This is a genomic window from Streptomyces sp. NBC_01166 (assembly GCF_045039765.1).
Taxonomy (GTDB): Bacteria; Actinomycetota; Actinomycetes; order Streptomycetales; family Streptomycetaceae; genus Streptomyces.
This window is the reverse complement of sequence record NZ_CP108613.1, coordinates 2,882,443-2,895,958: the sequence shown is the minus strand read 5'-3', so window position 1 is coordinate 2,895,958 and position 13,516 is coordinate 2,882,443. Positions and strand designations below refer to the sequence as shown.

Below are 13,516 nucleotides of genomic sequence, written 5' to 3'. Positions count from 1 at the left end.
ACCAGGAGAGATGCCGTGCCCGAGGGGCATACGATCCACCGCCTCGCCGCGGACCACCACGAGCGGTTCGCGGGCCGCCCGGTGCGCGTGAGCAGCCCCCAGGGCAAGTTCTCCGACAGCGCGGCCCTGCTGGACGGCCGGACCCTCACCGGCGTCGACGCGCACGGCAAGCACCTCTTCCTCGGCTTCGAGGGGTCGGTCTGGGTCCACATCCACCTCGGCCTCTTCGGCAAGCTCGGCTTCGGTACGGCTCCGGCGCCGCCGCCCGCCGACACGGTCCGGCTGCGCCTGCTGAACGACGCCCACCACGCCGATCTGCGCGGCCCCACCACGTGCGCCCTGATCACGGGCCCCGAGAAGCGCGCGATACACGACCGGCTCGGCCCGGACCCGCTGCGCGCCGACGAGGACGGCGAGCGGGCCTGGCAGCGGATCTCCCGCAGCCGCGTCACGGTCGCCGCCCTGCTGATGGACCAGAAGGTCGTCGCGGGCGTCGGCAACGTCTACCGCGCGGAGGTCCTCTTCCGGCACGGCATCGACCCGTACCGCCCGGGGAAGGACCTCACGCGGGGCGAGTGGGACGCGATCTGGGCCGACCTCGGCCTCCTGATGCGCGAGGGCGTGCGGAACAACCGCATCGACACGGTCCGCCCCGAGCATCTGCCGGAGGCGATGGGCAGGCCCCCGCGGGTCGACGACCACGGCGGCGAGGTGTACGTCTACCGCCGGGCCAGGCAGGCCTGCCACATCTGCGGCACCGAGGTCCGTACGGCGGACCTGGCGGCCCGCAACCTCTTCTGGTGCCCGGCCTGCCAGCCGTCGGTACCGGGCCGGTAGTAGGCAGGCCGGAGGCCGACCGGGTTCAGAATCCGTGCGGGCACCACGGCTGCACGTCCGAGGAGAACGCCAGGGCGGTCTCCGCCAGCGCGCCCAACCGCAGTTCCCGCACCTGCCCGGCCGCCGCGAGCGTCGTCAGCGACACGCCGCCCAGATAGGCGGCCCCCAACTGGTTCACCGAGAGGGCAAGTTCGGGCTCGTCGTCCGTCCGCCGGCAGGTGGCCGCGCCCTTCGCGTCGGCGGTCAGGCGCCAACGACCCGCGTTCCAGGGGCAGAAGGTGTCCTCCACCTCCAGCACCACGTCGACGGGCGCCCGGTAGCGCCGGGCCTCCAGTGCCGCACCCAGCTCGACCAGCCGCACGTACAGCCCGTCCCGCTGACGCACCTCGCAGCGCCGGACGTCGGAGACCAGCCGGAGCACGGCGTCGTCCGCGGGCCGGTTGTGGCACTCGACCACCGTCGTCAGGTCGATCCCGAACAGGAAGCGCCACAACGCCGCGTACGAGGCGGGGTCCAGCGCCGCCAGGTCACGCACCGCCACCGTGCCGCGGGGGCCGGCGTCGTCCCAGGCGGGCCGCAGGTGGAACGTCGCGTACCCCGTCACCTCGCCGTCCCGCTCCGCGAGCACGCACTGCAGCGGGGAGCCGCCCTTGCGGCCGCTCTCCGGGTCGTTCACGGGCACCCGCTCCCAGCCGGGCCGGCGCAGCGGAGTGCCGGGACGGCCCGCAGCCAGTTGCGCGTACACCGCCTCGCAGGCGTCGAGAGCCTGTGCGGGGGACGACCGGCGCACCCGCACCTCGTCCGTGCCCGGGGGAAGCGCCAAGGAGGCCCGGGAGGTGTCGATCCGCAGGTTCGTCTCGGTCGTGGCCGCGCTGTAGCCGAAGCGGCCGTAGATGCCGGGCTCCGAGGCCAGCAGCACCGCGAGCGGCTCGCCCCACGAGCGGACGTCGTCGAGCTGGCGCCGCATCATCGCCGTCAGCAGCCCCTGCCTGCGGTGCGTCGAGGAGACGCTCACGCCCGTGACACCGGCTGTCGGCACCGCGGCCCCGCCGGGCACGGTCAGACGGAAGCTGTACGAACCGGCCGTTCCCACGCAGTCAGCGCCGTCCCAGTGGGCGAGCGCGCGCTGCGGCTCGGCCAGGGCGGCGTACATCTCGCGGCTCTCGGGCGAGAAGGGGACCCCGCCGAAAGCCAATTCGAGACAGCCGAACCAGGCATCCGATTCCGCCGCCGACAGCACCCGCAGTTCCGTAGTCATGACCCCTGCTTACCAGGGCCGCGAGGCGTGAGCGAACCAGTTTCGAACACATTGTCACCGGGTCCCCCTGCACCGGAGGCCGTCGGGTGGATAAGGTCCCGGCAATGGCCCGTCGCAGAGGAGCAGACACCTACACCGCCCGGTGGCGAAGATCAGCGCACCGGGCGCGCATCGCGCTGCGCAGGTCCGGAGTCGACTACTTCCGCGGGGACGGCTCCGACTGGATAGCCCTGGCCGGTCTGCTGATCATGATTCCGGTGATCACCGGCACCACGCTGATCAACCCGGTCTGGTGCTCACCGACCGCCCTGGCACTGCCGATCGTCGCGGGCGGTCTGCTGCTGCGGCCGGCCAGCCTGCTGAGTCTCTACGCGACCGCCGCCGCGGCCCTGATCGTGGAGTCCGTCGCCCTCGGCCCCTATGCGGAGGGGCCCGCCCGGGTCACACCGGGCACCGTCCTGGTCGTCGCGGCCTGCGGCTTCTTCGGGCTCGTCCTCGCCCAGTTCCGGGCCAGGGTCGGGGTGCCGTGGCGACGCGGCGGCACGATGCTCTTCGACCTGCGCGAGCGGATCCGGGTCCAGAGCGCCCTGCCGCGGCTCCCCGAGGGCTGGCACCGCGAGATGGCCCTCCGCCCGGCGGGCGGCCAGTCCTTCTCCGGCGACTTCGTCGTCGCCGCCCGTACCAACGGCGGCCGCACCCTGGAGGTCGTGCTGACCGATGTCTCCGGCAAGGGCATGGACGCGGGTTCCCGCGCCCTGCTGCTGTCCGGTGCCTTCGGCGGCCTCCTCGGCTCCCTGCCCCCGCACGGCTTCCTCCCCGCGGCCAACGGCTATCTGCTGCGCCAGGACTGGGACGAGGGCTTCGCCACCTCCATCCATCTCGTCCTGGACCTGGACTCCGGCGACTACGAACTCCTCTCGGCCGGACATCCCCCGGCGCTGCAGTTGCACGCGGGCAGCGGCCGGTGGGAGGAGAAGGCAGCGGAGGGCCCCCTGCTCGGCGTGTACGACGGTGCGCAGTTCGACGCGGTGAAGGGCTCGCTGGCGCCCGGGGACGTCCTGATGCTCTTCACGGACGGGCTGGTGGAGGCGTCCGACCGGGACATCGCCGAGGGCATCGACCGGCTGACCGGCGAGGCCGACCGCTACGTCGCCACGGGCTTCGAGGGGGCGGCCTGGCATCTGATCGAGGCCTGCGCGAAGGACGTCAACGACGACCGCGCGCTCCTGCTGCTGTCCCGTCGGAGCTGAACCCCACGGAACCGGTCGAAACCGTACAGGCGTCAATGCAGGTGTTCGGCCGTCACTCGAACGTGAGGTCTTTCCGGGCGCGTGATGCCGGGCACGTCGTCCGGGGTTCGTGATCCCGGGCACGTCGTCCGGGGTGCGTGATGCAGGGCACGCCGTTCCCGGTATGCCGTCCGAGGGCGTCATCCCGGGTGCGGGGAGACGGCCCTCGCACCCGGGGCATCCGCACGTCAGACCGGCACCGCCTCTTTCTCGGCCTCCTGGTCCCGCGCACGTCCTCCGGGAAGGATCCGGGCGAGCCAGTGCGACCGGCCGGCCGCCAGGGGCGAGAGGACCGCGAGCAGGAGCACGTACCCGGCGATGAACGGGGAGAGCCGTTCGTCCAGGCCTGCGCCCGCCGCCATCGTGGCGAGGATCAGCGCGAACTCACCTCGCGCCAGCAGGGTGGTGGAGATGTTCGCCGTGGCCTTCGGCCCGAAGGCGTAGATCTTCGCCGTGGCCATCCCCGCGAAGACGTTCATCGCCACGGTCACCGCGACGGCGGCCAGCACCGGCCACACCACGCTCGGCAGGTCGCCGGGGTTGATGGACAGCCCGAAGGCGAAGAAGAAGATCGCGCCGAACGCGTCCCGCAGCGGGTGCACCAGCTTCAGGATGCGGGGGCCCGAGGTGGTGCTGCCCAGCATCAGGCCGACCATGAACGCCCCGATCGCGTCGGCCACCCCGAACCACTCGGAGATCCCGGCGACGAAGACGGCTACCCCGAGGAAGGAGATGACGAGGAGTTCGTCGTCCTTGGTGTTCATCAGCTTGCCGATGAGCTTCGTGCCGAACCGGGCCACCAGGGCGAGCAGCAGCAGGAAACCGAACGCCTTGCCGCCGTCGAGCACCGCCGCGCCGAGACTGTCCGCGCCGGACAGGATGGGCTGCAGGGCGGCCAGGTAGAGGGCGAGGAAGACGTCCTCGACGACGATGATGCCGAGGATCGGCCGCGTCTCCGGGCTGCCGATCCGGCCCAGGTCCACCAGGACCTTCGTGACGATGGCCGACGAGGAGATCCCGAGCACGCCCGCGAGGACCAGCGCTTCCGAGGTGCCCCAGCCCAGCGCGAAGCCGAAGCCGAGCCCCGCGCCGACGTTCAGGGCGAGATAGGTGCCGCCGGCGAGCGCCATCTTGCGCCCGCCCTTCTTCAGGTCGTCCAGGTGGAACTCGAGGCCGAGGTAGAAGAGCAGCAGCACGAGTCCGAGCGCGGAGAGCATCTCCAGGTCGTGCGGGTCGTCGAGAAGCACGACCCCGGGTGTGTGCGGGCCGAGGAGGATCCCGGCCAGGATGAACAGGGGAATGGTCGGCAGTCCGATACGGCCGCCGACGCGGGCGAGGACGGCGGCGGCGAGGAACGCGCCCCCCATGGCGATGAGCGTGTCTGCGTGTCCGATGAGCCCGTCTCCTTCGTTGGGTCAAGAGTGCGTCAAGGAATCGTCAGTAATTAGTTTACCGAACGATTCGGAGTGCCTCGGAGGACCCTTCGGAGTGCCACGGTGCCCGTCGTACAGTCGGCCCATGCCGAACCCGTATCTGACGCTGCCCCAGGTGGAAACGATCGCCCGCGAGGCCCATCGTCTTCAGACCGACAAGGCGGGGCGCCCCTACACGGAACACCTGGCCGCGGTGGCCGAGGGCGTACGGATCCGGGGCGGCAGCGAGGAGCAGATCGCCGCCGCCTGGCTGCACGACGCGGTCGAGGACGGCGTGCTCTCCCGGCAGTGGCTGGACGAGGCCCCGCTGCCCCGGCGGGTAAAAGAAATGGTCCTCGCCGTCACCAAGCGGGACGGAGAGGACCTCTGCACGTACACCGGGCGGATTCTCGCCACGCCCGGAGCACTGCTGATCAAGGAGTCGGATCTGGCGCACAACGCGGACCCCGACCGGCTCGCGGTCCTGGAGCCGGCGACCCGTACCCGTCTGAGCGACAAATATGCGCAGGTGCGCGGCCTGTTGGGGCTGGACGGCAGCGTCACCCCCGCCGAACAGCGGGATCAAGCCAACCCGGCGGCCGGCTGACGCGCCGAGGGGACCGGCCCCCGGAGGTAGGGGGCCGATCCGGACAGGCTCAGCGCTTGGCGGGGGTCTTGCGGAATGCCCAGTTCATGTCCGGCTCGGTCGCGAAGCGGAGCGCGCGCCGGACCGGCGGGGTGCACAGCGCAGTCACGGCGACGGCGGCGACGAGAGAGACGACGACGAGCCCCACGGGCCCCGAGAGCCACTCGTAGCGGTCGAACAGGCCGTAGTAGCCGGCGCCCTTGATCAGGAAGCCGTGCAGCAGGTAGCCGCAGATCGTCCCGGCGCCCAGCACGGTGAACCACATGTGGCGGCGGGGAACCCAGGCGAGGAACGAGATCGTGAGCAGCAGCGCGCATCCGAACATCGCCAGGGTCATCACGGGCCCCGTCCACCACTGGAAGTCCATCTCCTGGGCGCTGTTGCTCCGGTAGAACCAGCCGAGCTGCATGTGCGGCGCCACCCAGTAGGCGAAGGCCAGGGCCCCGGCGAGCAGGGGAAGGGACAGCAGACGCACCTCACGCCGCCGGACCAGCTGGAAGTGCTCGGGCTTCATCAGCAGGCCGAGCACGAAGAACGGCAGGAGCTGGCAGACGCGCTGCAGGTCCAGATCGTCGCCGATGCCGGGCGAGACCGAGGCGAGCGCCGCGATCAGGAGGGCGACCGGGAGCGGGTGGCGCAGCGATTGCCAAATCGGTGTGGTGACCCGCCAGATGAACAGGGCGATCAGGAACCAGGTGAGGAAGAAGGGGTCGAGCAGGGTGATGGACGCGTCGTGCTCGCCGCCGGCGTAGCGCTTGAAGAGCGAGTACGCGGTCTCGAAGAGCACATAGGGCACCACGACTCCGGTGATGAGGCGCTTCACCTTGGGCGCGCTCATGTTGAACGACCGTGAGAAGTATCCGGAGACAAGGATGAACGCCGGCATGTGGAACATGTACACGATCATGTACAGCGCTCGAGTGGCGCGGCTGCCGTCCATCACCGGCTCCCACGAGTGGGCCACGGCGACGAGGACGATCGCGAGGTACTTCACATTGTCGAAGTACGCGTCACGACTCTTGGCCGGTGCGGGCGCCTCTGTGGGGGCAGGAGCCGTCCGGACGGTGGGGGAGGGCGCCCCCGGGGCCGTCAGGATCTGCTCGTGTCTCGGCTCCGACTCCCGGCTCTCCGGGGTGATCGGGGCCCTCTGAATTTCGCTCGGAGCTTTGGACATCTCATGCACCTTAGACCCGTCGATCGGTATGCGTAAAACTCCTAAGAGATATCGCGTGTTCCCTGTCATTCGAATGTGAAACCACCGACAACCGCCCGTTACGTGCTGATTCATCCGTCTTAAATGGGGCATATCGGCGGCTGGTTGGCGAGAGTGAATTACGTCGCACGAACTCCTGGCAAATCGCTGTGAATGAAGTGTGGGGATATGGAAACGATCACATCCGGCCGGTATTCGAACTGCCCTGCGCACAGCGGGCGCACAGCTTCCCGGTGCGCCCCCTCTCCGCCCCTGGAGCGCGCCGCGTGCGCCGGATCGCACGAGAGGCGCTTCCGGTTGCACGCGGGCGTGAGGATGGCGCGATCCGGTCATCTCTCTTCATCACCCGGCAGCAGTCACAGGGGAGTTGGTGGCACGATGGACGCGACGGAGGTGTGCTGGCCGCACGCCACCGGGCCGGCAAGGCGGACCGACCAAGGGTGTGATCAGTCGTGGCCATTTCACTGTCTGTGGTGCTTCTGCTGGGGATCGTCCTGGTGGTGCTGATCCGCGGTGGATCCATCAAGGGCGGGCCGGCGGTCGTCGCCGTGCTCTTCGGCTTCTTCCTGGCCTCGACGGGTATGGCGCCGTCGATCAACAGATTCATGAACTCGATAGCCGACACGATCAACCAGATCAGCTTCTGAGCCCCCGGCAGCACCCGGCTGGCGTACGGACCGCCGGCCGGGCCGTACGCATGGAGCGGATCCGGATCGAACGCGCCCGGCCGGAACGGGAGATGTCGCCGGATCCGGACGGGCACGGGGGCCCGGCCCGCACATCAGGAAGGACGTCGTGCCCGCCTACGTCATCGCCCATCTGCAGGAGGCGCCCCCGCACCCGGAGATCGCCGAGTACATCGAGCGGCTCCCCGGCACCTTCGAGGTGCACGGCGGGCGGTACCTCGTGCACGTCACGCCGCACGAGGTGAAGGAGGGCAGCTGGCCCGGGCACGTCGTGATGATCGGCTTCCCCGGGATCGAGGAGGCGCGCGCCTGGTGGGACTCACCCGCCTACCGGGAGATCGCGCCGCTGCGCTCACGGCACATCGAGGGCGACATCATCATGGTCGAGGGCGTCCCCGAGGGTTACGACCCGGCCGCCGCCGTGAAGGCGTTGCGGGACGCGCTGCCCTCCGGGGAGTGAGCGGGTCCCGGAGAGCCGTGGAAAACACTCAGGGCCGGGCGGAGGAAGAATCCTCCGCCCGGCCCTGAGCCGTTGGAGCGGGCGACGGGAATCGAACCCGCGTAGCTAGTTTGGAAGACTAGGGCTCTACCATTGAGCTACGCCCGCAAGCACCGCGATGCCGGTCCGGAAGGCCCGGCGGAACTCGGTACGGGAAGCATCGTAGCGGGTCGGGGAAGGTGCGCGCACACCCGTATCGGCGTGGCCTCGTGACCGGCCCGGGGGCGCCTGCGCGAATCGGCCTGCGCGGCGGCCTTCTGCATGTACCCTACGTGTCGCACCGACGGGGTGTGGCGCAGCTTGGTAGCGCGTCCGCTTTGGGAGCGGAAGGTCGTCGGTTCGAATCCGGCCACCCCGACCACCAGCAAGATCGCATTGTGGGAGTCCTCCCCCTTGCCGTTACTATGCAAATTGCGTGCCCGTGTGTCTGATGTACCGGGCTCGATCCGCGAAGCCGCCTCTCGGCGGCCCAGCAGAACCCCAAGAAGTCAGCCACCAAGGAGACCGAACCGTGAAGAGCGCCGTGGAGACCCTGAACCCGACTCGGGTTCGGCTCAGCATCGAGGTGCCCTTCGAGGAGCTCAAGGACAGCCTCGACGCGGCGTACAAGAAGATCAACCAGCAGGTCACGGTGAAGGGCTTCCGTAAGGGCAAGATCCCCAACCGCGTCATCGACCAGCGGTTCGGCCGTGGTGCTGTGCTGGAGGAGGCCGTCAACGACGCCCTTCCGAAGTTCTACACCGAGGCTGTCAACGAGGGTGAGCTCAACGTTCTGGGCCAGCCCGAGGTTGACATCACCGAACTCAAGGATGGCGAGCTGCTGGCCTTCACCGCCGAGGTGGATGTCCGTCCCGAGATCGAGATTCCGGACTACTCCGGCATCGAGGTCACCGTGGACGCACTCGAAGTGAGCGACGAGGACGTCGACAAGGCCGTGGAGCAGCTCCGTGAGCGCTTCGCCTCGACCAACCCGGTCGAGCGCGCCGCGGCCGAGGGCGACGTCGTCACGATCGACCTCGAGGCCAAGGTCGACGGAGAGGTCCTCGAGGACGGCGTGGCCGCCGGTGTCTCGTACACCATCGGCTCCGGCGAGCTCCTCGAAGGCATCGACGAGGCCGTGACCGGCCTGGAGGCCGGTGGCGAGGCCACCTTCACCTCCGAGCTGAAGGGCGGCTCCGCCGAGGGCAAGGAAGCGGAGGTCACCGTCAAGGTCACCGCCGTCGCCTCCCGCGAACTGCCTGAGCTGGACGACGACTTCGCGCAGATGGCGAGCGAGTTCGACACGCTCGCCGAGCTCCGCGAGGACAGCCGCAAGCGTCTCGAGAGCACCAAGCAGTACGACCAGGCCACCCAGGCCCAGGAGCGCGTCCTCGAGGAACTGCTGAAGCTGGCCGAGGTCCCGATCCCCGAGAAGCTTCTCGCGGACGAGGTCCAGACCCGCAAGCACAACCTGGAGCACCACCAGCTCGGCCAGATGGGTCTCGACCTGGAGAAGTACCTCGAGATCCAGGGCAAGACCCTGGAGGAGTTCGAGAACGAGACCTCCGAGCAGGCCATCAAGGGCATCAAGACCCAGTTCATCCTTGACGAGCTCGTCAACAAGGAGAAGCTGAACGTCAACCAGGAGGAGCTCACCGAGCACCTCATGCGGCGCGCGCAGTCCTCCGGCATGAGCCCCGACCAGTTCGCCCAGGCCGTCGTCGAAGGCGGCCAGGTGCCGATGCTCGTCGGCGAGGTCGCCCGCGGCAAGGCGCTCGCCGTCGTGGTCGAGGCCGCCAAGGTCATCGACACCAACGGTGAGGTCGTCGAGCTCGAGGACGACGAGGACGAGGCCACCGAGACGGTCGAGGCCGCCGAGGAGACCACCGAGTCGGCCGACGAGAAGAAGGACGAGAAGAACGAGGCCTGAGCCCCGCTCCGATCGTTGATCTGATCCGCACGACGGGCCCCGGACGTATGAGTCCGGGGCCCGTCGTCGTATCGGCCCCGCGCCCCGGGGACCGCCCGGGAACCCTTGTGCGGACTGCTCACCTTGCGCTCCCAGCGAACAGTTGGGGAAGCGGGATGGCGTTGTCCCACCTGCGCGTTAGGGTCCATGAAGAGGAAGGGTCGGGTAGTCCCGGCCCACCCGGTACGAAGACGCTGAGACGGCCGGAGCCGTCAGAGACGAGCAGGTGGATACGTGACGAATCTGATGCCCTACGCCGCCGGAGAGCCGTCCCTCGGTGGAGGCCTCGGTGACCAGGTCTACAGCCGACTGCTCGGCGAGCGCATCATCTTCCTCGGTCAGCAGGTCGACGATGACATCGCCAACAAGATCACCGCACAGCTTCTGCTCCTTGCCGCGGAACCCGACAAGGACATCTACCTCTACATCAACAGCCCCGGCGGTTCGGTGACGGCCGGCATGGCGGTCTACGACACCATGCAGTACATCCCGAACGACGTGGTCACCATCGGTATGGGCATGGCGGCCTCCATGGGCCAGTTCCTGCTCACCGGTGGCACGGCGGGCAAGCGCTTCGCGCTCCCGAACACCGACATCCTCATGCACCAGGGTTCGGCCGGCATCGGCGGTACCGCCTCGGACATCAAGATCCAGGCGCAGTACCTGCTCCGTACGAAGACGCGGATGGCCGAGATCACCGCGCACCACTCCGGTCAGACCGTGGAGACGATCATCCGCGACGGCGACCGCGACCGCTGGTACACCGCCGAGGAGGCCAAGGACTACGGCCTCATCGACGAGATCATCTCGGTCGCGTCGGGCATCCCGGGCGGCGGCGGCACCGGAGCCTGATCCGGGCGTGCACCACCCCGCACCCTCTCGTACGCCGAGACCTCCAGCCCACATGAACGCCACCAGGATGGTGAACACCCACATGAACAACTTCTCCGGCGCCTCCGCGAGCGGCCTCTACACCGGCCCGCAGGTGGACAACCGCTACGTCGTCCCGCGCTTCGTGGAGCGCACCTCGCAGGGTGTGCGTGAGTACGACCCGTACGCGAAGCTCTTCGAGGAGCGCGTGATCTTCCTCGGTGTGCAGATCGACGACGCCTCGGCCAACGACGTCATGGCGCAGCTGCTGTGCCTCGAGTCGATGGACCCGGACCGCGACATCTCGATCTACATCAACAGCCCCGGCGGCTCGTTCACCGCGCTCACCGCGATCTACGACACGATGCAGTTCGTGAAGCCGGACATCCAGACGGTCTGCATGGGCCAGGCGGCCTCCGCCGCCGCCGTCCTGCTGGCCGCGGGCACCCCGGGCAAGCGCATGGCGCTCCCGCACGCCCGTGTGCTGATCCACCAGCCGTCCTCGCAGACCGGCCGTGAGCAGCTCTCCGACCTGGAGATCGCGGCCAACGAGATCCTGCGGATGCGCACCCAGCTCGAGGAGATGCTGGCGAAGCACTCCACCACCCCGCTGGAGAAGATCAGCGAGGACATCGAGCGCGACAAGATCCTTACCGCGGACGACGCACTCGCGTACGGTCTGGTGGACCAGATTGTCTCCACCCGTAAGACCACAGCAGGCGCGTCCGTCTGACGTCGGTCTTTCCCCTTGGCACATTCCACCCGCACGGCCCCGGCCGTGTGAACAGTGCCAAGGGGGGCCCGAACGGGGGGCCAGGCAAGGTACCGTCGGATAGAGGCACCAGGAGCCGCTGAACCAGGCTGCTCCCAGGCGAAGGGGAAGCACCTCGTGGCACGCATCGGTGATGGCGGCGACCTGCTCAAGTGCTCGTTCTGCGGAAAGAGCCAGAAGCAGGTGAAGAAGCTCATCGCGGGACCCGGTGTGTACATCTGCGACGAGTGCATCGATCTCTGCAACGAGATCATCGAGGAGGAGCTCGCAGAGACCTCCGAAGTGCGGTGGGAGGAGCTCCCCAAGCCGCGCGAGATCTACGAGTTCCTCGAGGGGTACGTCGTCGGGCAGGAGCCCGCGAAGAAGGCCCTCTCGGTCGCTGTGTACAACCACTACAAGCGGGTCCAGGCCGGGGAGAACGGCGGCGGCGCGAATCGTGACGACGCGATCGAGCTCGCCAAGTCCAACATCCTGCTGCTGGGCCCCACGGGCTCGGGCAAGACGCTCCTCGCGCAGACGCTGGCCCGCATGCTCAACGTCCCGTTCGCCATCGCGGACGCGACGGCGCTGACGGAGGCCGGCTATGTCGGTGAGGACGTCGAGAACATCCTGCTGAAGCTGATCCAGGCCGCTGACTACGACGTCAAGAAGGCCGAGACCGGCATCATCTACATCGACGAGATCGACAAGGTCGCCCGCAAGAGCGAGAACCCGTCGATCACGCGCGACGTATCCGGCGAGGGCGTCCAGCAGGCCCTCCTGAAGATCCTGGAGGGCACCACCGCCTCCGTACCGCCGCAGGGCGGACGGAAGCACCCGCACCAGGAGTTCATCCAGATCGACACGACGAACGTGCTGTTCATCGTGGGCGGCGCCTTCTCGGGCCTGGAGAAGATCATCGAGTCGCGGGCCGGCGCCAAGGGCATCGGCTTCGGGGCCACGATCCGCTCCAAGCTGGAGATCCAGGCGAGCGACCAGTTCCAGGAGGTCATGCCGGAGGACCTGGTGAAGTTCGGGATGATCCCCGAGTTCATCGGCCGTCTCCCCGTGCTGACCTCGGTCCACAACCTGGACCGTGAGGCACTGCTCCAGATCCTGGTCGAGCCGCGTAACGCGCTGGTGAAGCAGTACCAGCGTCTGTTCGAACTCGACGGTGTCGAGCTGGACTTCGAGCGCGAGGCCCTCGAAGCCATCGCCGACCAGGCGATCCTCCGCCAGACGGGCGCGCGCGGTCTGCGCGCCATCATGGAAGAGGTCCTGCAGTCCGTGATGTACGAGGTTCCGTCCCGCAAGGACGTGGCCCGCGTGGTCATCACCCCGGACGTCGTCCGCAACAACGTCAACCCGACGCTGGTCCCGCGCGAACCGCGCACGATCGGCAAGAACGACGGCGGCCGCCACGAGAAGTCCGCGTAGCGGCAGCACACCACACACGCCGAAGGGGCGCCCGGCCGGTGGCCGGGCGCCCCTTCGGCGTTCTGCGCCAGCGATGCGCGGGGTGGGCATTTCGCGTCAACCATCGGCCGCGAGTGGCGATATTTGGACAACTGCAGCGTGACAACTTGTTGTTAATTTAGGAAGGTGATCTTATTTCACGAACTTGCTCTTGTCTTTGATGGAGGCCCCATGAAGTTTCCGAAGGCTCAACGTGTTCTTGCGGCAGTGGGAGTGACTGCAGCGGCGGTGCTGATCCCGCTGGCGACGGCGGAGACTGCAAGTGCTACCGCGTGGCAGTGTGAGAGATATCTGGCCAGTAAGGGATATGTTGTGGGTGCAAAGGTGAAGACTGCCTGCGGTAATGACACCCCTTTGACGAACGCGTGGTGCATAATTCAACTCGACGCATTGATAAGTAATAATGTGCACGTCAATACGGCCTGCCAATATGCCAGGACCTGATCCTGTCTAAACGAGGTGGTTCGGCCATATCTTTTCGTGGTCGAACGGGCGTGAATTGTGCGATGTCCGTCCGGTGATCCGCTGCTGGATCCCCACTCAGCCAGTCCCGCCCGACGCCAGTTGTCACGAGGAGTCTGCATGGTGCCAGCGACAACGACGCGCACATGAAGGGGCACCCGGCCAGTGG

At 68.2% G+C, this 13,516-nt stretch carries 12 protein-coding genes and 2 tRNA genes; 10 read left to right on the top strand and 4 right to left on the bottom strand.

What is annotated here, in order from left to right; all coding sequences use genetic code 11:
• Positions 1 to 15 precede the first annotated feature (15 nt).
• Positions 16 to 837, top strand: a complete 822-nt coding sequence (locus tag OG379_RS13430; protein ID WP_405662382.1) for an Fpg/Nei family DNA glycosylase — start codon at positions 16 to 18, stop codon at positions 835 to 837.
• A gap of 25 nt (positions 838 to 862) precedes the next feature.
• Here OG379_RS13430 and OG379_RS13425 read toward each other — a convergent pair whose 3' ends face one another.
• On the bottom strand, positions 863 to 2,095 hold the full coding sequence (locus OG379_RS13425) for a GNAT family N-acetyltransferase (protein WP_405662380.1): 1,233 nt from the start codon (positions 2,093 to 2,095) through the stop codon (positions 863 to 865).
• 104 nt (positions 2,096 to 2,199) lie between these two features.
• Here OG379_RS13425 and OG379_RS13420 point away from each other — a divergent pair, with 104 nt between their 5' ends.
• A complete protein-coding gene (locus OG379_RS13420; protein ID WP_405662377.1) occupies positions 2,200 to 3,345 on the top strand; it encodes a PP2C family protein-serine/threonine phosphatase in 1,146 nt (381 codons plus the stop codon).
• Between the two features lie 227 nt (positions 3,346 to 3,572).
• On the opposite strand, the gene OG379_RS13415 is transcribed toward OG379_RS13420, so the two are convergent.
• The gene (locus OG379_RS13415) at positions 3,573 to 4,751 is read right to left on the bottom strand and encodes a cation:proton antiporter (RefSeq protein ID WP_393759392.1); all 1,179 of its coding nucleotides are present in this window, start codon (positions 4,749 to 4,751) and stop codon (positions 3,573 to 3,575) included.
• A 151-nt stretch (positions 4,752 to 4,902) separates the two neighbouring features.
• Here OG379_RS13415 and OG379_RS13410 point away from each other — a divergent pair, with 151 nt between their 5' ends.
• Positions 4,903 to 5,403, top strand: a complete 501-nt coding sequence (locus OG379_RS13410; RefSeq protein ID WP_405662374.1) for an HD domain-containing protein — start codon at positions 4,903 to 4,905, stop codon at positions 5,401 to 5,403.
• 49 nt (positions 5,404 to 5,452) lie between these two features.
• Here the strand turns inward: OG379_RS13410 and OG379_RS13405 are convergent, their stop codons facing one another.
• Positions 5,453 to 6,616, bottom strand: a complete 1,164-nt coding sequence (locus OG379_RS13405) for an acyltransferase family protein (RefSeq protein ID WP_405662372.1) — start codon at positions 6,614 to 6,616, stop codon at positions 5,453 to 5,455.
• 491 nt (positions 6,617 to 7,107) lie between these two features.
• Between OG379_RS13405 and OG379_RS13400 the strand changes: the two genes are divergently transcribed.
• Together OG379_RS13400 and OG379_RS13395 are read left to right on the top strand one after the other, a co-directional pair.
• A complete protein-coding gene (locus OG379_RS13400) occupies positions 7,108 to 7,302 on the top strand; it encodes a hypothetical protein (RefSeq protein WP_073746901.1) in 195 nt (64 codons plus the stop codon).
• A 148-nt stretch (positions 7,303 to 7,450) separates the two neighbouring features.
• Positions 7,451 to 7,801 (top strand): DUF1330 domain-containing protein, encoded by a 351-nt coding sequence (locus OG379_RS13395; RefSeq protein WP_405662370.1) that lies wholly within the window; start codon positions 7,451 to 7,453, stop codon positions 7,799 to 7,801.
• A gap of 73 nt (positions 7,802 to 7,874) precedes the next feature.
• Here OG379_RS13395 and OG379_RS13390 read toward each other — a convergent pair.
• A tRNA-Gly gene (locus OG379_RS13390) sits at positions 7,875 to 7,948 on the bottom strand.
• 176 nt (positions 7,949 to 8,124) lie between these two features.
• Here OG379_RS13390 and OG379_RS13385 point away from each other — a divergent pair.
• The 5 genes from OG379_RS13385 (at position 8,125) to clpX (ending at position 12,846) form a co-directional block, all read left to right on the top strand.
• Positions 8,125 to 8,201: transfer RNA gene (locus OG379_RS13385), tRNA-Pro, on the top strand.
• Positions 8,202 to 8,351: 150 nt separating this feature from the next.
• Positions 8,352 to 9,749 carry a trigger factor gene (gene tig, locus OG379_RS13380; RefSeq protein WP_405662367.1) on the top strand — a complete coding sequence of 466 codons (1,398 nt, stop codon included), beginning with the start codon at positions 8,352 to 8,354 and terminating at the stop codon, positions 9,747 to 9,749.
• A 285-nt stretch (positions 9,750 to 10,034) separates the two neighbouring features.
• Complete coding sequence (locus tag OG379_RS13375; protein ID WP_031091967.1) at positions 10,035 to 10,640, top strand: ATP-dependent Clp protease proteolytic subunit; 606 nt, start codon at positions 10,035 to 10,037, stop codon at positions 10,638 to 10,640.
• A gap of 67 nt (positions 10,641 to 10,707) precedes the next feature.
• Entirely contained in the window at positions 10,708 to 11,391 is a 684-nt protein-coding gene (locus OG379_RS13370) for an ATP-dependent Clp protease proteolytic subunit (RefSeq protein WP_031091966.1), read from the top strand.
• A gap of 156 nt (positions 11,392 to 11,547) precedes the next feature.
• The gene (clpX, locus tag OG379_RS13365; protein WP_103516222.1) at positions 11,548 to 12,846 is read left to right on the top strand and encodes an ATP-dependent Clp protease ATP-binding subunit ClpX; all 1,299 of its coding nucleotides are present in this window, start codon (positions 11,548 to 11,550) and stop codon (positions 12,844 to 12,846) included.
• Positions 12,847 to 13,516: the final 670 nt, after the last annotated feature.

Coding starts and splice junctions, on each gene's coding strand:
- OG379_RS13425 (WP_405662380.1), bottom strand. CDS start 2,095: ATGACTACGGAACTGCGGGTGCTGTCGGCGGCGGAATCGGATGCCTGG.
- OG379_RS13415 (WP_393759392.1), bottom strand. CDS start 4,751: ATGGGGGGCGCGTTCCTCGCCGCCGCCGTCCTCGCCCGCGTCGGCGGC.
- OG379_RS13405 (WP_405662372.1), bottom strand. CDS start 6,616: ATGTCCAAAGCTCCGAGCGAAATTCAGAGGGCCCCGATCACCCCGGAG.
- OG379_RS13370 (WP_031091966.1), top strand. CDS start 10,708: ATGGTGAACACCCACATGAACAACTTCTCCGGCGCCTCCGCGAGCGGC.
- OG379_RS13420 (WP_405662377.1), top strand. CDS start 2,200: ATGGCCCGTCGCAGAGGAGCAGACACCTACACCGCCCGGTGGCGAAGA.
- OG379_RS13375 (WP_031091967.1), top strand. CDS start 10,035: ATGCCCTACGCCGCCGGAGAGCCGTCCCTCGGTGGAGGCCTCGGTGAC.
- OG379_RS13410 (WP_405662374.1), top strand. CDS start 4,903: ATGCCGAACCCGTATCTGACGCTGCCCCAGGTGGAAACGATCGCCCGC.